The organism is Afifella sp. YEN Y35, from assembly GCF_047553465.1.
Lineage (GTDB): Bacteria > Pseudomonadota > Alphaproteobacteria > Rhizobiales > Afifellaceae > Afifella > Afifella aestuarii.
Window position 1 is genome coordinate 2,717,568 of sequence record NZ_CP180203.1, and the last position, 17,840, is coordinate 2,735,407.

At 67.2% G+C, this 17,840-nt stretch carries 10 protein-coding genes; 6 read left to right on the plus strand and 4 right to left on the minus strand.

The window, feature by feature from the left end; genetic code table 11:
• The first annotated feature begins 215 nt into the window (after positions 1-215).
• A complete protein-coding gene (locus ACK8CP_RS12925; protein WP_414832080.1) occupies positions 216-1,031 on the plus strand; it encodes a GGDEF domain-containing protein in 816 nt (271 codons plus the stop codon).
• Between the two features lie 6 nt (positions 1,032-1,037).
• Here ACK8CP_RS12925 and ACK8CP_RS12930 read toward each other — a convergent pair whose 3' ends face one another.
• From ACK8CP_RS12930 to ACK8CP_RS12940, 3 genes are all read right to left on the minus strand, one after another.
• Positions 1,038-2,864 (minus strand): SLC13 family permease, encoded by a 1,827-nt coding sequence (locus ACK8CP_RS12930; RefSeq protein WP_234629689.1) that lies wholly within the window; start codon positions 2,862-2,864, stop codon positions 1,038-1,040.
• Positions 2,865-3,030: 166 nt separating this feature from the next.
• Positions 3,031-3,750, minus strand: coding sequence for a spermidine synthase (locus ACK8CP_RS12935; RefSeq protein WP_414832081.1), 720 nt, complete (start codon positions 3,748-3,750; stop codon positions 3,031-3,033).
• Positions 3,751-3,850: 100 nt separating this feature from the next.
• Positions 3,851-4,828, minus strand: coding sequence for a PadR family transcriptional regulator (locus ACK8CP_RS12940; RefSeq protein WP_414832082.1), 978 nt, complete (start codon positions 4,826-4,828; stop codon positions 3,851-3,853).
• A gap of 169 nt (positions 4,829-4,997) precedes the next feature.
• On the opposite strand from ACK8CP_RS12940, the gene ACK8CP_RS12945 reads away from it, so the two are divergent.
• On the plus strand, positions 4,998-8,678 hold the full coding sequence (locus ACK8CP_RS12945; protein WP_414832083.1) for an autotransporter domain-containing protein: 3,681 nt from the start codon (positions 4,998-5,000) through the stop codon (positions 8,676-8,678).
• An 83-nt stretch (positions 8,679-8,761) separates the two neighbouring features.
• Here the strand turns inward: ACK8CP_RS12945 and ACK8CP_RS12950 are convergent, their stop codons facing one another.
• Positions 8,762-10,549: a putative bifunctional diguanylate cyclase/phosphodiesterase gene (locus ACK8CP_RS12950; protein ID WP_414832084.1), complete on the minus strand. Its 1,788-nt coding sequence runs from the start codon at positions 10,547-10,549 to the stop codon at positions 8,762-8,764.
• A gap of 315 nt (positions 10,550-10,864) precedes the next feature.
• On the opposite strand from ACK8CP_RS12950, the gene ACK8CP_RS12955 reads away from it, so the two are divergent.
• The 4 genes from ACK8CP_RS12955 to ACK8CP_RS12970 all read left to right on the plus strand — a co-directional run bounded on the left by ACK8CP_RS12955 (position 10,865) and on the right by ACK8CP_RS12970 (position 17,757).
• Positions 10,865-11,737 (plus strand): ImuA family protein, encoded by an 873-nt coding sequence (locus tag ACK8CP_RS12955; RefSeq protein WP_414832085.1) that lies wholly within the window; start codon positions 10,865-10,867, stop codon positions 11,735-11,737.
• A complete protein-coding gene (locus ACK8CP_RS12960; RefSeq protein WP_414832086.1) occupies positions 11,658-13,223 on the plus strand; it encodes a DUF6504 family protein in 1,566 nt (521 codons plus the stop codon). Before ACK8CP_RS12955 ends, ACK8CP_RS12960 begins: the two co-directional genes overlap by 80 nt.
• Positions 13,220-16,489, plus strand: a complete 3,270-nt coding sequence (locus tag ACK8CP_RS12965) for an error-prone DNA polymerase (protein WP_414832087.1) — start codon at positions 13,220-13,222, stop codon at positions 16,487-16,489. Before ACK8CP_RS12960 ends, ACK8CP_RS12965 begins: the two co-directional genes overlap by 4 nt.
• A gap of 221 nt (positions 16,490-16,710) precedes the next feature.
• A complete protein-coding gene (locus ACK8CP_RS12970; protein ID WP_414832088.1) occupies positions 16,711-17,757 on the plus strand; it encodes a substrate-binding domain-containing protein in 1,047 nt (348 codons plus the stop codon).
• Positions 17,758-17,840 lie beyond the last annotated feature (83 nt).

The following is a 17,840-nucleotide window of genomic DNA, read 5'->3' on the forward strand; positions in this document are numbered from 1 at the left end:
CACGCGCCGCATCACCCTTGAAGTGGCGTCGGCCGCCACGCCGGTCAAAGCCCGGCCGGCGATATGTCGCGCCCCTCCGATCCCCGCATTTCGGCGCCCGCGGCCATAAGTTGCGAACTACGCCAGCAAACAGTTACAAATTTTGCGAACTCGCCAAAGTCCTGTTCAGGAATAGGGGCTAGTTTCCGTGGCGGAACGGAAGGTTCGGCGCACCCATGCTTTCAGAAGTTTCTCCGCGGGGACGTATGCAGATCCTGCGCTGGACGACGCTCGGCACCCTTTTCTGCATCGTCTTCGCTGTTTCCTTCAATTTCTTGATGTTTCGCGATCTCGGCGATCCGGCGCTGACGCGGGCTTTGTTCAGCTCGGCCGTGGTGGCGTTCATCCTCGCCGCCCCGTCCTTCTTCTATCTGTCGCTGAAGCTTCGGCAGCTCGCGAAGACCAACCATCGCCTCAACACCATCGCCTCGCTCGACGGGCTTACCGGCTGTCTCACGCGGCGCGCCTTCTCCAGCCTCGTCGACGACTGGTTGCATGGTGTCGGCAATCCTGGCGAGACGAAGGACAGCCTGGAGAACAGGCGTCCGGGCACCCTCCTCGTCATCGACGCCGACCGTTTCAAGAGCATCAACGACCGCTTCGGCCATCAATGCGGGGACGAGGCCTTGTGCGTCATCGCAGCGGCGATCCGCTCCAGTATGCGCATCGACGACATCGTCGGCCGGCTCGGCGGCGAGGAATTCGGCGTCTTCCTGCCCGGCACGGTCGATGCCGGCGAAATCGCCGAACGCATTCGCCGCAAGGTGGAAACGATTTCATTTGCGCCACAGGAATGTCCGCACCAGCTCACCGTCAGCATCGGCGGTGCCAGCGTCTCGGGCGGAAGCACCTTCAACCACCTCTACCGTCTCGCCGATGAGCGCCTCTACGAGGCAAAGCGCGGCGGGCGCAATCGCATCGCCGTCGGACCCGCCTCGAGCGCGGTCCCGCCGCTCAGGCTCGTTACGCAGAACCTCGCTTCGGCGAGCTGACCCTCGTCAGAACGGCAAGAGCCACGGAACGAGCGTCACGGTGGCGACGAGCGAGATGCCGGCAAAGGGCACGCCGACGCGCACGAAATCCATGAAGGTGTAATCGCCGGGTCCGATGACGAGCGTGTTCACCGGCGAGGAGACCGGCGTCATGAAGGCGGACGAGGCGGCCAGCGCCACCGTCATCGCAAAGGGATAGGGCGAGGCGTGAAGCTCGGCGGCGACGGCGACGGCGACCGGCGCCATCAGAACCGCCGTCGCGGTGTTGGAAATGAACAGCGAGAACGCCGCCGTCACGATGAAGATGCCGACGAGAACGGCGCGCGGGCCGGCGTCGCCGACGACCGACAGCAGCGCATCCGCGGCGAGATCGACGCCGCCCGTCTTCTGCAAAGCGAGCGAAAAGGGCAGCATGCCGACGATGAGAACGAGGCTCTGCCAATGGATCGACCGATAGGCGCTCGTCATGTCGACACAGCCGAAAAGCCCCATGACGAGACAGGCGATCAACGCCGCCTGCACGTTCGGCACCACGCCTGACACCATCAGCCCGACGAGAAGCGCAACGGAAGCAAGCGCATAGGGCGCGCGCCCCGGCGCCGGCAGGGCATCGTCGAGTTCGGCCGGCAAATTGAGGGCGATGGTGTCGCTTCCCTCCGCCTGCAAAGCGCGGATCGCCCGCCACGGCCCGAAGACGAGAAGCGTGTCGCCGAGCTTCAGGGGCTCGTCGAGGATCGAGGTCGTCACCGCCTTGCGTCCGCGTTTCAGGCCGACGACGGCCAGATCGGTCTCGGAGCGGAAGCGCGCCTCGACGACGGTGCGGCCGATCAGGCTCGATTCCACCGGCACCATCATCTCCGCCATGCCGATTTCCTGCGAACGGTCGGTGAAATAGGCGCCGGACAGCGGCAGCCGCGCGAGGCCGAAACGCTGGCAGACATCGTCGATGTCGATCGTCGGCACGAAGACATCGAGAAAGAGGATGTCGCCCTCGTGCAGCTGCGTCTGCGCCAGAGGGCGGATGAGATGGCGGGCAAAGCCGCGGCCGCGCTCGATCGCGATGACGTTGACGCCCGAGGTGGAGCGCAAATTGAGATCTTTGAGACGGTGACCGATGAGCGACGAACCCGGCTCGATGCGCAGCCGCCCCTCGCGCCCGGCAAGCCCGTATTCCTCCACCCAGTCGGAGAGATGCGGGCGCACCGCTCCGCCCGCCTTCTTCGGCTTGCCGGGCAGGAGACGGCGGGCAAAGAGCATGTAGACGATCGCGAGAACGAGAAGCGGCACGCCGAAGGGCGTGATGGCGAAAAAGCCGAAGCCTTCGAAACCCTGCCGCAGAAGTTCGGAATGGACGATGAGGTTCGGCGGCGTCGCCACGAGGGTCATCATGCCGCTGATGAGACCGGCGACGCTCAACGGCATCATCAGGCGTCCGGGCGCGAGATCGGCAGAGCGGGCGACGCGCAGGACCACCGGGATGAAGAGCGCCACCACGCCCGTCGAGCTCATCACCGAACCGACCAGTGCCACCGTCACCATCAACAGGACGATGAGGCGGGCCTCGTTGCCGCCGGCGCGCGCCACGATGCGCTCGCCGAGCCTTTGGGCGATGCCGGTGCGCACCAGGCCCTCGCCGATGATGAAGAGCGCCGCGATCAACACGACGTTGGGATCGGACAGGCCCGAGAGCGCCTCGGAAACGGTGAGCACGCCCGTGAAGGGGAGCGCCACCATCATGATCACGGCCACCGCATCCATGCGCGGGCGGTTGGCGACGAACATCACGATCGCAGCGCCGAGAAGCGCCAAGACGAGGGCAAGGTCGATCGTCATGGTCAGGTCAGAAGGGCTGATACGGCAGAAGGACGGGGTGCATTTCCCCGCCATAGCGCATTCTCAGCCGTCCGTCGCCCGCCCCAGGCGACGCGGACGTCAGGGCATGGGCGCCAGGGGCATGCGCGTCAGGCGTATGGGCGTCAGGCGTATGCGCGTCAGGCTTTCAGCGCCGCACCCGCCGCCGCGGCGCCGGCCGTGCCGCCTGATCGCCGGAGCTGCGCGTCGCAAGCCAGATGACATGGCGCGCGCCGGCGCCGTTGGAGCGGGCCCTGACTTTCTGTTCGGCAACGGCAAAGCCCGACTGCCGCAGCCTCTCGGCAAAGGCGCGATCCGGGGCCGCCGACCAGATCGCGAGCACGCCGCCGGCCGTCAGCGCCCGGCGCGCCGCACCAAGCCCGCGCCAGGCATAGATCGCTTCGTTGTCTTCGGCGACGAGACCGTCCGGCCCATTGTCGACATCGAGCAGGATCGCATCATAGCTGCCGTTCGCCTCGGCGATCAGCCGGGCGACATCCTCCTCCACGATCGTGACGCGCGGATCGGCGAGGCTCGTGCCGTAAAGCTCCGCCAGCGGTCCGCCGGCCCAGGCGACCACGGCCGGCACGAGTTCGGCGACGGTGACGCGCGCCTCCGGCGGAAGATCGGCGAGTGCGGCACGCAAGGTGAACCCCATGCCGAGGCCGCCGATCAGAATATGCGGGCGCTTGCGGTTTGAAATCCGCGCGCAGGCGAGATGCGCCAGCGCCTCTTCGGAGCCGCTCTGGCGAGAATTCATCAGTTCGGCACGGCCGACCATGATGGCGAAATCGCCGCCGCGCTGCATGAGACGCATTTCGCCGCCTGCCGGCAGCGGCGCCGTATCGAGCTTGAGCCAGGGGAGCAAGGGGAACCTCTGGGATGGGGGGAAGCCCGCCCTTGCACCATTTGACGCAAAGAAGAAAGGCGCGGCAGCCATGCCGCTTCAGCATGGCTGCCGTGCAGGGTCAACTCTGCTCGATGGCGCGCGCCGCCTCGTCGAGGATTGCGGCGATCGCCTGCGATTCCTCCTTCGACAGCGCGCCCCGCTCGCGGCGGAGCGACAGCGCCATTTTGAGGTTCTCGAAAGCCCGCAGCACCTCCGGTGCGGAGCGCGAAGGCTGCGCCGCCGCCACTTTCTCCATGCGCGCGAAAATCGTCTTCACCAGCGTCTCATGCGCTTCGAGATAGGTGCGCCCTTCGTCGGTGATCGCATAGAGCTTGCGGCCGTCGCGCTCCTCGATCGAGGCGTGGCCCATCTCCTCCAGCATGCTGAGGTTCGGGTAGACGACGCCCGGGCTCGGCACATAGGCGCCGGCGAGCTTTTCCTCGATCGCCTTGATGAGGTCGTAGCCGTGGCGCGGCTCGTCGCGGATCAGCGTCAGGATGACGAGGCGCAGATCGCCCTGGTCGAAGATGCGCCCGCCGCGTCCGCGCCCACCGCCATGGCTTCCGTGCCCGCCGCCGAAGCCGCCATCCGGACCACCCCGGGGGTCGCCGCCGAAACCGCCAAAGCCGCCACGGGGACCACCCCGCGGGCCGCCACCAAAGCCGCCGCGGGGACCGCCCCGGGGCGCTCCATGAAGCGCATCACGAGGCCCGCCATGGGGACCGTCATGGCCATGCCCATGGCCGCCGCCGCGTCCAAACTCGTGCCCGAAGGGATGACCATGGCGACCGTGACGCCCGCCTTCAGCCTCCCAATCGCCGAAGTCTTGGCGATCGTCCGGCCTGCGGGCATCGCCGCGGCCAGCTCCTCTCGCCCTGCGCTCAGGCTCGAAACCGTCCCAGCCTTCGGCCTCGTCGTCGCACATGTCCCGTTCGAAGGTCTCGTCCTCAAAATACGCGCGGCCCTGATCGCCGCACGCATCGTGCCGGTGACGGCGACCGCCGCCGAAACGATGATGTCCGCGCTCCGCGCCCGGATGGTTGTGATGATGATGCATGTCATTCTCCGATGCATTTCGATATGTCGTCGACTTAGATATATCTAAATGCATCGAACGCAAGAGGGCGTCGCACAAAATTCTCTCCGGCCGAGAGCGGATTGGTAACCAATGCGTGGCACAAGGGCGGCAAATGCGTATCAGTTTGTTGCGTTCTGCATTTTCGGGCGTGGGAGTCGGCCTTCTGACCGCAGGTTTTGGATTCCCCTCGCCGAGCCTTGCCGGCGACACCGCCTGGCAGGCGACAGCAAGCGACACCTGGCTCGATCCCCGAAACTGGACCTCCGGCACGCCCTCCCGCGACGATGCGGCCGTGATCGATGCCGCGCCCGCGGTGCGTCTCGAAGGTGAGGACGCGGAGGCTGGGTCGCTCGCCGTCGGCGCTTCGGGAAGCGGCACGATCCGCATCCTGAGCCGTCTTGCGACGCAGACCGCCACGATCGGTGCCGCAAGCGGCGCGGCGGGCGACGCCACCGTCATCGGCGACCGCGCCAATTGGCAGAATGCCGGCAGCCTTGTCGTCGGCGACGAGGGCCAGGGCAGGCTCAGCGTCGAAGGCGGCGCCTCTCTTGCCACCTCCTCGCTCGCGCTCGGCGAAGCGCCTGGCGGCGCCGGCAAACTCCTCATCTCCGGCCAATCCCTCGTCACGGTCGCCACGACCCTCATCGTCGGCAAAGCCGGCATCGGCGAGCTCGAGCTTTCCTCCGGCCGGCTCACCGCCGACAGCGCCCTCCTCGGCGATTCCGCCGGTGCTGAAGGTATCGCCAGCGTCTCCGGCGATCGCGCGACCTGGGCCGTCGCGCACGGCCTCGCGGTCGGCGGCGCCGGCTCCGGCCGCCTCGACATCGCCGCAGGCGGCGAGGTCGCAAGCGCTTCGGGCACGATCGGCGACCAGGCGGGCGGAACGGGTGACGTCGCGGTCGACGGGCGCGGCTCGTCCTGGACCGTCATCGATGGCATTGCCATCGGCACGCGCGGCTCGGGGCTTCTCTCCGTCTCGGGCGCCGCGTCGGTCGCCTCTGGCTCCGGAGTGATCGGGGCGGAGGCCGGCGCCGACGGAAAAGTCGCGATCGACGGATCGGACAGCCAATGGACGACGGGCGCGCTCACCGTCGGCGGCAAGGGCGCGGGCGACATCGATGTCACGGCCGGCGGAGCGCTCACGAGCGGCGACAGCACGCTCGGCGCCGAGGCCGGCTCAGACGGCCGCGTCACGGTTTCCGGCGAAGGCTCTTCGTGGACGACCAAGGCGCTTGCGATCGGCGGCAACGCTGACGCGCGATCGGCAGGCGGCGCGGGATCGACAGGCGGAACCGGCACGCTCCACGTCACGGCGGCAGGAACCGTCACAAGCGACAGTGCGAGCCTCGGAGAAACCTCGGGGGCCAGCGGCACCGCCGCTCTCGATGGCAGCGGCTCGTCCTGGACGGTGATCGACGGAATTTCCATCGGCACGCGCGGCTCCGGCCTTCTTTCCATCGACCGAGGCGCGAGCGTCACCGCGGCCGCAGCAATCGTCGGTGCGGAAACGGGCAGCGCGGGCGCCGTCCGCATCACGGGCTCGGGCTCTTCGCTCGAGGCCGGCCAGGAGATCGTCATCGGTGACGGTGGCAGCGGCGATGCCAAAATCGCGGCTGGCGGCGAAGCCAGCGCCATCCGCATCGTCATCGGCAAAAAGACCGGCTCTTCCGGCGCGGCGGCCGTCGAGGGTGCCGGCTCGGACCTCGTGAGCGCAAGCGACCTCACCATCGGCGGGGCCGGATCGGGCGACCTCGCCGTATCCCGCGGCGGACACGCCGCAGGCCAGGAGATCGTGCTCGGCAGGGCCGCCGGCGCATCCGGCACGGTCCACGTCACCGGCAACGGCTCGCACCTCGCCTCGTCCGGCGCGATCACCGTTGGAGACGCAGGCACCGGCGCGCTCAAAGTCTCTGGCGGCGGCCGGGTCACGGCCGCAAATCTCGTCGTCGCCCAGCAGAGCGGCTCTGTGGGCACGCTCACCATCGGCTCTGAAGACACCCCCGTCTCCGCCGGCCGCATCGAGGCTGAGACGATCACTTTCGGGGACGGGACGGGCACCCTCCTCCTCAACCATTCCGACCCTGATTACAGGCTCGACCCGGTTCTTTCCGGCAATGGCGCCGTCAAAGTTTTCTCCGGCACGACAATCCTGACCGGCCGCTCCTCCGATTTCACCGGCACGACGGACATCCGCAATGCGCGCCTTCTCGTCGGCGAGGAGGCCGGCAGCGGAGCTTCCCTCGCCGGCACGCTCCAGGTCGGCGACAACGGTCTTCTCGGCGGCACCGGCCGGGTCGGCACGACACGCGTCGATGCAGGCGGCACGCTCTCGCCAGGGGCCGACGGGATCGGGACCTTGTCGGTCGATGGCGATCTCACCCTCGCCTCCGGTTCGAGCTATGCCGCCGAGCTCGCCACCGACGGGTCGAGCGACCGGGTCGATGTCGCCGGCAAGGCCGTCATCGCGGGCGGCAGCCTCGCTTTGTCCGGCGCGCGCGGCCCCGGACATTACACGCTCCTGACGGCACGCGAGGGCGTCACCGGCCGCTTCGACACGCTCCTTGCGACGAGCCGGCTCTTCCTCGATCTCGCGCTCGATTACGAGAGCGGTGCCCTGTCGCTTGCCGTCACGCGCAACGACGTCGCCTTTCAGGATGCCGTCACCCGTGCCGATCAGCGTGCCATCGCCGCGGCGGCCGAAAGCCTCGGTGCCGGCAACGCGCTCTACGACGCCCTCCTGCTTTCGCCCGATACCGCGGCTGCCGAAGCCGCCTACAGCGACCTGTCCGGACAGGTGCATGGCGCCGCGCGCCGCGCCGTCGTCGAACAGGGGCGCTTCCTGCGCGAGGCGGTCGGAGCGCGCCTGCGGACGGCTTTGCGCGATGAGGCTCCCTCGCACTTTTCCCCGCTCGCCTATACGGGCGAGGATCTCCTCGAAGCCCCGGCGAGCGCGGCGCTCTCCTATGCCGCCGGCCGGAACACCGGCCGCGAACCCCGCGGCGCACGCCGCAACATTTGGGCGAAAGCCTATGGCAGCTGGGGCACTTTTTCGGCTGAAACCGGCAGGTCAGGCTACTCGGTCAAGGAAGGCGGGCTCATCGCCGGCCTCGACAATATGGTCGGCTCGGCCTGGCGTCTCGGCAGCGCCGTCGTCATCGGGCGCACCTCCCTTAACGGACGCGATGGCGCCGACACCGTCGTCGACAGCTATGGCGCGGCCCTTTACGGCGGCCGCAACATCGGCGCTTTCGGCCTCACGGGCGGAGCCGCCTATACGTTCAACCATATCGAGACGACGCGCGACGTCGTCATCGGCGAATTCGCCGAACGCGAGCGCGCCGATTATTGGAACCGGACGGGCCAGGTCTTCGGCGAGGTGAGCTACGAGACCTCGCTCGCCGCTCTTGCCATCGAGCCCTTTGCCGGCCTCGCCTTCCTGCATGTCGACGGCGACGAGATTTCGGAGACGGGAGACGTGGCAGGGCTTGCCGGAGATCTGGAAAGCCAGAACCTCCTCTTCTCCACGCTCGGCCTGCGCGCCTCGAGCTTCTTCACGCTCCCCGGCGGCCGGCTTGCCGTTGTCGCCGGACATGCCGGCTGGCGCCATGCGGAGGGCGACCTCGCACCCGCGGCCAAACTCCGCTTCGTGGCCGGCGGTCCGGGCTTTGCGACGCAAGCCGCGCCGGTTGCCGCCGATGCGGCGCTTCTCGGCGCCTCGCTCTCCGTCGCGGTCGCCGAAATGGCGATGCTGTCCTTCTCCTACGACGGCGAGTTCGCCGCCGAAGGCCACCGCCACGATTTCAACGGCAGTTTTTCGATGCGGTTTTAGAGAGGGGCGTTTCTGCCGGACGTTCTTGCCGGGCGTTCCTGAGGGAATCGGCCAGGGCGCCAGCGGCGGCATCGGCGCAGTTCTCAGGCGGCATATCCCTCCAGCCGCTCCGCCGCATGGCCCTTGAGCCAATCGGCGAAAGCCTCCGGCGGCAGGGGGCGGGAAAACAGATAGCCCTGGCCTTCATGGCAGCCCGCCTCGATCAGAAAATCGGCGACATCCTGCGTCTCCACGCCTTCCGCCACCACCCGGTAGCCGAGCGCGCCGGCCATATGAATGAGGCTCTGCACCAGAGTAGATCCCCGGCTTCCCGGCTCCAGCTCGCGGATGAACGTCTGGTCGATCTTGATGATGTCGGCCGGGAAATCGTGCAGATAGGAGAAGGTCGAATAGCCGGTGCCGAAATCGTCGATGGCGCAGACGACCCCGAGCTCGCGGATGTCGGTCAGGTTCTTCACCACACGGCGGCGGTTGGAGATGAAGGTGCTCTCGGTGAACTCGATCTCCAGGCACGACGCCGGCACGCCGTTCTCGGCAAGCACGCCGGCGAGACGGAGACCGAACTCCTCCTCTTCCAGATTGGCGGCTGAGACGTTGATGGAAACGCGCAGATCGTAGCCTTCGTCGCGCCAGGCGCGCAGCTGGGCGATGGCCCGGGACTTCACCCAGGAGGTGAGCGGACGCATGAGGTCGGTCTGTTCGGCGAGCGGAATGAATTCGGCCGGGGACACGGACCCGTATTCGGGGTGCTGCCAGCGCAGCAACGCCTCGGCGCCATAACACCGGCCGGTCTTCAGATCGATGCGCGGCTGGTAGACGAGCGACAGCTCCCCGTCACCACCCCTCTCCAGAAGCTCGTGCAAGGCGGCGATCAGGGCATAGCGGCGTTTGTGCTCTTCGTCGGTCGCGGCTGAATAGATGCCGACGATGCGGTCGGTTTCGCGGGCATCCTGCGCGGCGTGATGGGCGGCGCGCAGAACGTCGCCGGCCTTGACCTCGCCGAGGAGGAAAGGGGCGATGCCGCAGGCCATGTGGCTCAGGCTCGCAGCCCCCCTGCCGCGGCTGAAATCGACGAGCATGTTGAGCCGCTTGACGAGTTCGCCCTCGACCCTTTCTTCGTCCGCATCGCCGATCACGGCGAGAAGCTGGGCTCCGCCCACATGATAGACCGTATGGCCCTCGACCTTCAGATTGCGCACGGCATCGACGGACAGGCGCATCAGATCGTCGAGATAGGTCGGCCCCAGAACCCGCAGCGCCTGGACGATCTGGTTCGGCGGCGCGAGATCGAGCAGGATCGCCAGCCGCCGCTCGCCGGCAAAATCGCGCGCCATGTCCTCGAGATTCTCGGTGAATTGCTGGCGGTTGGGCAGGCCGCTCACCGGGTCGATGCGGCCGAAGGCATGCTGCAGCTCGATCTGGGTCATGACCATGGCGGCGAGGTCGCGCAGCGCCTTTTCGTCGTCCTCAGCGATCTCACGGGGAACCGTGTCGAGGACGCACATGGAGCCGAGCGTCAATCCCTCTTCGGTGACGAGCGGCGCGCCGGCATAAAAGCGCACGCCGTTTTCGACGAGCACGCTCTTGTTGAAGCGCGGATCCTCGGCGAGATCGGGGACGACGAGCACGTCGCCCGAGCGCGTCACCTCGGCACAAGGGGCATGCTCGCGCGGAATCTGGGGGCCACAGCCGACCCGCGACTTGAACCATTGCCGATCGACATCGGTAAGAGAAACTGCCGAAATCGGGGTCTCGAAAAATTGCGCCGCAAGTCGGGTGATGCGGTCGAAGTTTTCGCTCGGCGCCGTGTCCAGAATATTGAGTTCACGAAGCGCTCGCAGACGCTCCTCTTCTTTTTCATCGGCAGCCATAATGATATTTTCTTCTACCCTCTGACCAATCGCGGTTTAATGGACCACATGCTGCAGAAGCGTTATGTCAAATCGTCAGCGCTTGTCTGCATCTTCATCTCCGGGAACGTCTGGCGAATGGAATAGTTCATAGCCAGCTTCACATTCTCGTCATCTGAGCTTTTGCGAAGCTTTCCCGCAGGTCTGGCGCGACGAAAGATTTTCCCGCCTCGCCTCATCTCCCCCTCTTCACAGCGCCTCGCCACAGACGCGTCTTGACTCTCTTCGCCATCTCGGGAATCCATAAGAACAAAATAGGAACATGATCCCATCACAATGGTCGGAGCACAACACGACAAGGAGTCCGGCGCGGGCTGGCGCGCGGCCGTTCTCAAAGAGCTGCGCCGCGAAGTGGGCGCCCTGGAGACCGGGGCCCGCCCGGATGCGCCGGCGCTCGCCTTCGAGGCGGAGGCGATTGATGCGCATCTGCCGGAGGGGGGATTGCGGCTTGGCGCCCTGCACGAGATCTGGGGCGGATCCGCCCTCCCGATCGACCGCCAGGCCCTTGAAGAAACGAACAAAACCGGAGCAGGCGGGATCGAAAAGATCGGCGGGAACGGCGGCGCAGAAGACATCGCCGCCGCCACCTTGTTTCTCGCCGGCCTCCTCGCCCGCCTCTCCGGCCCCGTTCTGTGGTGCCTCAAGGCCCGCGATCTTTTCACCCCGAGCCTTGCGGCCGCCGGTCTCGATCCGGACCGGGTGATCTATGCCGAAACCTGGCACGAGCGCGACGTGCTCGCCGCCATGGAAGAGGGGCTGCACCATGCGGGGCTTGCCGCCGTCGTCGGCGAGGTGGCGCGGCTCGGCCTCACCGCGTCCAGGCGCCTGCAGCTTGCCGCCGAAAGCGAGGGCGTGACGGCCTTCACGCTTCTCCGGCCGCATCGCCAGACGGGGGCGGAGCCGACGGCCGCCGCGACGCGCTGGCGGATCCGCTCCGCCCCCTCGCTGCCGCTGATGTCGTCGTCTTCTGCCGCCCATCCTGTCGCCGGCATCGGGCGCGGGCGCTGGCGTGTCGATCTCATGCGCTGCCGGGGCGCCGATCCGGCGAGCTTCATTACGGAGGCCTGCGATGGCACGGGTCGTCTCGGTGTATCTGCCCTTCTTCGCGACGGAGCGGATGCGCCTCACCTCGACCGATCTGCCGCCTGAGGCGCCGCTCGCCTTGACGACGCGCATCGGCGCCCAGCGCCTCGTCGCCGCCGTCGATGCGACCGCCCTGGCGCATGGGCTGAAGCCCGGCATGGCGGCGACGCAGGCGCAGCTCCTCCTGCCGGGCCTCACCTTGCGCGACTATGCACCGAAGGCGGACGCCCACGGCCTTGCGAAACTCGCCGCCTGGTGTCTTGCCCGCTACAGCCCGGTGGTGATGCCGTCCCCGCCGGACGGGCTCCTTCTCGATGTCACCGGCTGCACGCATCTTTTTGCGGCCAGGACAGGAGGGCAGAGCCGCAATCCGGACGAAGGCGAGGACAATCTCCTCGCCGATCTCGCCGCCCGTCTCGCCCGCCGCGGTCTGACGGCAAGGCTGGCGCTTGCCGGAAGCGTCGGCGCCGCACATGCGCTCGCCCGCTTTGCCGCGCCCGACTGCACCCGCATCGCCGAAACGCAGAGCCTCAAAGGCGCGCTCGCTCCCTTGCCGGTGGAGGCCCTGCGCCTTTCGCCGGAGACGACGCAGGCTTTGCGCCGGCTCGGCTTCGAGCGCATCGGCGACCTCATCGGCGTCAAACGCGCGCCGATCACCCGCCGCTTCGGCCATGACGTGTTCCTGCGCCTCGATCAGGCGCTCGGCCTGTCGCGCGAGCCGCTCGTTCCCCTCATCCCGCCCGAGCTCGTCTCGGCAAAACTCTCCTTCGTGGAGCCGGTCATCACGGCGGAGGGGCTCGCCCAGGCGGTGGAGCGTCTCTGCGTGGATCTCACCGCCGTCCTGGAGGCACGCCAGCACGGAGCAAGGCGGCTCGACCTTCACGTCACCCGGCTCGATCGCAGCACCGGCATCGTCTCGGTGCGCATGGCAAAGCCCAGCCGCGCGCCAGAGCATATGGCGCGCCTCGTCTGCGAAAAGCTTGCCGGCCTCGATTGCGGGCTCGGCGTGGAGAAAGTCCTTCTCGCCGCCCCCCTCACGCGCCCGCTCCTGCCCGAGCAGATCGCCTCGGAGTTTTACGGCCGGCCGCAGGAGCCCGATCTCTCCACCCTCGTCGACCGGCTCGCCAACCGGCTCGGCGCGGGCCGCATCTACCGCACGGCGCCCGTCGAAAGCGACTGGCCGGAACGCTCGGTGCGCCGGGTCGCGGCCCTTGCCCCGAACCCCAGGACGGAGACGCCGCGGCCGGAAAACTGGCTGCGCGACTGGCCGCGGCCGGCCCGGCTTCTGGCCGACCCGATGCCCGTCGAAGTCATCGCGCTTCTGCCCGATTATCCGCCGGCCCTCTTCATCTGGAAGGGGCGCCGCCACCGCATCTGCCGCGCCGACGGGCCGGAGCGGATTTTCGGCGAATGGTGGCGGGCCCCCGGCGAAATCGCGCTCGCCCGCGACTATTTCCAGGTCGAGGACGAGGCCGGCCAGCGCTTCTGGCTGTTTCGCGAGGAAGCGGGCAACCGCCCGCAGCGCTGGTATCTGCACGGCTTCTTCGCATGAGCGCCGCCCCTTACGTCGAATTGCAGGCAACCTCGAATTTCTCCTTCCTGCGCGGCGCCTCGCATCCGGAGGAATTGTTCGCCGAGGCGGCGCGTCTCGGCCTGCCGGCACTCGCGCTCACCGATCGCGGCTCGCTCGCCGGCCTGGTGCGCGCCCACCAGGCCGCGAAGACGACGGGCGTGCGCCTCATCGTCGGCTGCCGGCTCGATCTCGCCTGCGGCATGCCTCTCCTTCTCTATCCGCGCGACCGGGCGGCCTATGCGCGGCTCTGCCAGCTCCTCAGCCTCGGCAAGAAACGCGCCGGCAAGGGCGCCTGCGTGGTCACGGCGGAGGAAGTGGCGGCCTTCGGCGAAGGCCAGATGGCGACGCTCATTCCGGATATGGCGGATGCGGAACTCGCCACCCGGCTCGCCTGGCTCAAAGAGACCTTCGGCGCCGATGCCTCGCTCGCCCTCACCTTGCGCCGCCGGCCCAACGATGCGGCGCGTCTTGCCGCGCTCCTCGCCATGGCGGAGCGGGCCAGAGTGGCGCCGGTCGCCACCAACGACGTCCTCTATCACGCGCCGGAGCGGCGCATCCTGCAGGATGTCGTCACCTGTATCCGCGAAGGCGTCACCATCGACGAACTCGGCTTTCGCCGCGAGCCCTTCGCGGAGCGCCATCTGAAGCCGCCGGAAGAGATGGCGCGGCTTTTCTCCGCCTACCCGCAGGCGCTCGCAAGAAGCCTGGAGATCGCCGCCGCCTGCCGCTTCTCGCTCGACGAGCTCAAATACCAGTATCCGGCGGAGGTCTCGATCCCCGGCCTCACGCCGCAGGAGGCGCTCACCAAACTCACCTGGGAGGGGGCGCAATGGCGCTTTCCGGACGGAGTGCCGGAAAAGGTCACGGCTCAGATCACCCATGAGCTCGCCCTCGTCGCGGAGCTCGATTACGCGCCTTATTTTCTCACCGTCCATTCCATCGTGCGCTTCGCCCGCTCCAAGGGCATCCTCTGCCAGGGGCGCGGCAGTGCCGCCAATTCCGCCGTCTGCTTCGCGCTCGGCATCACCTCCATCGATCCGGAGCGCAACGACCTTCTGTTTGAGCGCTTCGTGTCGCGCGACCGCGGCGAGCCGCCCGATATCGACGTCGATTTCGAGCATGAGCGGCGCGAGGAGGTGATCCAGTGGATCTACGAAACCTATGGGCGGCACCGTTCCGCCCTCTGCGCCACCGTCATCCGCTACCGCTCCAAGGGCGCGGTGCGCGAGGTCGGCAAGGCGCTCGGCCTCACCGAGGACGTGACCGCCGCCCTTTCCTCGCAGATCTGGGGCTGGAGCAAGGAAGGCGTCGAAGAGCGCCATGTCGCCGATCTCAATCTCAATGGCAGCGATTACCGGCTCCAGCTCACCTTGAAGCTCGCCAAGGCGCTGATCGGCTTTCCCCGGCATTTGTCGCAGCATCCGGGCGGCTTCGTCTTGACCGAAGACCGGCTCGACACCCTCGTTCCGATCGAGCCCGCGGCGATGGCCGACCGCCAGATCGTCGAATGGGACAAGGACGACATCGACATTCTGGGCTTCATGAAGGTCGATGTTCTGGGGCTCGGCATGCTCGGCTGCCTGCGCCGCGCCTTCGATCTTCTGAAGGATTATTGCGGGCGCGATCTCGACATCGCCACCGTCCCGGCGGAGCGGCCGGAAGTCTATGAGATGATCGGCCATGCCGACACGATGGGCGTCTTCCAGATCGAAAGCCGTGCCCAGATGGCGATGTCGCCGCGCCTCAAGGCGAAAAACCTCTACGATCTCACCATCCAGATCGCCATCGTGCGTCCCGGCCCGATCCAGGGCGAGATGGTGCATCCCTATCTCCGCCGCCGCGAGGGCAAGGAGACGCCCTCCTATCCGACGCCGGAATTTCAACGCGTTCTCGGCAAGACCCTCGGCGTGCCGCTCTTCCAGGAACAGGCGATGTCGCTTGCCGTCCATTGCGCCGGCTTCACGCCGTCTGAGGCCGATCAGCTCCGCCGCTCCATGGCGACCTTCAAATTCACCGGCGGGGTCAGCGCTTTTCGCGACAAGTTCATCACCGGCATGTGCGAGCGCGGCTACGACCCGGACTTCACCGAGCGCGCCTTCAAGATGATCGAAGGCTTCGGCTCTTACGGCTTTCCCGAGAGCCATGCCGCCTCGTTTGCGCTTCTCGCCTATGCGAGCTCCTGGGTGAAATGCCACCACCCGGACGTTTTTCTCGCGGCGATCCTCAACAGCCAGCCGATGGGCTTTTATGCCCCCGCCCAGCTCGTGCGCGATGCGCGCGCCCATGGCGTCGAGGTGCGGCCCGTCTCCGTCAACGACAGCCGCTGGGATGCCACGCTCGAACCGCTCGACGGCCAGGAGGGCCGCTTTGCCGTGCGGCTCGGGCTGCGGCTCGCCAAGGGATTGGCCAACAAGGACGGCGCAGCGCTTCTCGCCGCCCGCCATCGCCCCTATCGGAGCCTGGAAGAAATCTGGCGGCGGGCCGGATTGCCGGTGGCGGCGCTGGAGCGGCTTGCCGAGGCCGACGCCTTTTCCGCCATCGGCCTCTCCCGGCGCCAGGCGCTGTGGGAGATCCGCGCTCTGGCCGACAGCCCGCTGCCGCTCTTTGCCGCCGCCGATGCGCGCGAGGAGAAGATCCGGCCGGAGGGCAACGAGCCCGCCATCGCCCTGCAGGCGATGAAGCCCGGCCGCGAAGTGGTCGAAGATTATGCCGCCACGGGCCTGAGCCTGCGCCGGCACCCGGTCGCCTTCCTCAGAGAAGATCTCACGCGCCGCCGCATCGTCCCGACGGCGGATCTCGCCGGTCTGCGGGAGGGACGCTTCGTGACCATCGCCGGCCTCGTCCTGGTGCGTCAGCGCCCCGGCAGCGCCAAGGGCGTCATGTTCATCACCATCGAAGACGAGACCGGCCACGCCAATCTCATCATCTGGCCGAAGCTCTTCGAGCGGCAGCGGCGCATCGTCTTATCGGCCGGCATGATCGCCTGCCGCGGCCGCCTGCAGCGCGAGGGCGAGGTCACCCATATCGTCGCCGATCAGCTCATCGATCTGTCCGACCTCCTGAAAAAGGTCGGCGAGCGCGAGGCGCCCTTCCCCTTCCAGCGCAGCCGCGCCGATCAGGCGAAATCCGGCGGCGGGCCGGATTCCCGGGAGGTGAAGGCCATGGGCATGCGCGGCCACGACATTTTCATTCCCGACCTCAGATTCGACGGCGGCATAAACGTGAAAACGCGCAATTTCCATTAACCACACGGAAAGCGCACCATCGCTCCCGGAATCCCGGAGTTCCGGGCTTTCCGCGCACCCCCTGCGAGCTCTCCCCTTAGGCGGGGAAACGATTCCAGCCCCGACTGTCATTCAAGTGTCATACTAATTTCACAAACCTGTTTCGCCCGACGCCTAGGAAGGCCCCCGGTCATCGCTGCATGGCCATGCTTTCTTACGAAGCAAAACAGGGAGATATCTCAGTGACTTACAAGCTTCTCGCTGGTGTCGCGGCGCTGGCCGTAGGCGCCGCCTTCTCGGCCGGCGCTGCCAACGCCCAGTCCCGTGACACGATCCAGATCGCCGGTTCGTCCACCGTGCTGCCTTTCGCCTCCATCGTGGCGGAAGAATTCGGCAACGCCTATCCGGACTTCAACACCCCGGTCGTCGGCTCCGGCGGCTCCTCGGGCGGTCTGCGCCAGTTCTGCCAGGGCGTCGGTGAGAACACCATCGACATCGCCAATGCTTCGCGCCGCATCAAGCCGTCCGAAATCAAGGCCTGCAACGACGCCGGCGTCAAAAAGATCATCGAAGTCCGCATCGGCTACGACGGCATCGTCTTCGCCACCAATGCCGACAAGGACAGCTTCGCCCTGAAGCCGGTCGACGTCTACAAGGCGCTTGCCGCCAAGGTCCCGCAGGACGGCAAGATGGTCGACAATCCCTACACCAGCTGGAGCGACATCGATTCCTCCCTGCCGGATCAAGAAATCCAGCTCGCCATCCCGGCCGGCAATCACGGCACGCGAGAAGTCTTCGAGGAGAAGGTCGTTCTCCCGGGCTGCGAGGAAGCCGGTCTTCCGGAAATGAGCGAAGACGAGAAGAAGGCGACCTGCCTCAACTTCCGTCAGGACCGTGTCACGGAGATCTCCGGCGACTACACCGAAACGCTGGCGCGCCTTGAAGCCAACGACAACACGATGGGCGTCTTCGGCCTCTCCTTCTACGACCAGAACCGCGACAAGCTGAAGGTCGCCACGATGTCGGGCGTCGAGCCGAGCATCGACACGATCGCCTCCGGCGACTACCCGGTCTCCCGCCCGCTCTTCTTCTACATCAAGGGCGAGCACATCGGCGTCATCCCGGGCATCAAGGACTATGCCGAGTTCTTCCTCTCCGACGACATGGCCGGCTCCGGCGGTCGCCTCGAAGAGGCCGGCATGATCCCGGCTCCGGAAGACGAGCTCGAGACGCAGCGTCAGAATGTCGAGGACGAAAAGACGCTCTCGGCTTCCGACCTGCAGGGCTAATCTGATAGGGGCGGAGCGTGCCCACACGCTCCGCCCTTTTCTCTTGTCGGTTCTCTTCGTTTCCTCTCCCCGCGACATGGCCA

What these genes read in the sequence shown, in the direction of transcription:
- ACK8CP_RS12925 (WP_414832080.1), top strand. Translation starts at nt 216, where the DNA reads ATGCTTTCAGAAGTTTCTCCGCGGGGACGTATGCAGATCCTGCGCTGG.
- ACK8CP_RS12930 (WP_234629689.1), bottom strand. Translation starts at nt 2,864, where the DNA reads ATGACGATCGACCTTGCCCTCGTCTTGGCGCTTCTCGGCGCTGCGATC.
- ACK8CP_RS12950 (WP_414832084.1), bottom strand. Translation starts at nt 10,549, where the DNA reads ATGGCTGCCGATGAAAAAGAAGAGGAGCGTCTGCGAGCGCTTCGTGAA.
- ACK8CP_RS12955 (WP_414832085.1), top strand. Translation starts at nt 10,865, where the DNA reads ATGGTCGGAGCACAACACGACAAGGAGTCCGGCGCGGGCTGGCGCGCG.
- ACK8CP_RS12960 (WP_414832086.1), top strand. Translation starts at nt 11,658, where the DNA reads ATGGCACGGGTCGTCTCGGTGTATCTGCCCTTCTTCGCGACGGAGCGG.
- ACK8CP_RS12965 (WP_414832087.1), top strand. Translation starts at nt 13,220, where the DNA reads ATGAGCGCCGCCCCTTACGTCGAATTGCAGGCAACCTCGAATTTCTCC.
- ACK8CP_RS12940 (WP_414832082.1), bottom strand. Translation starts at nt 4,828, where the DNA reads ATGCATCATCATCACAACCATCCGGGCGCGGAGCGCGGACATCATCGT.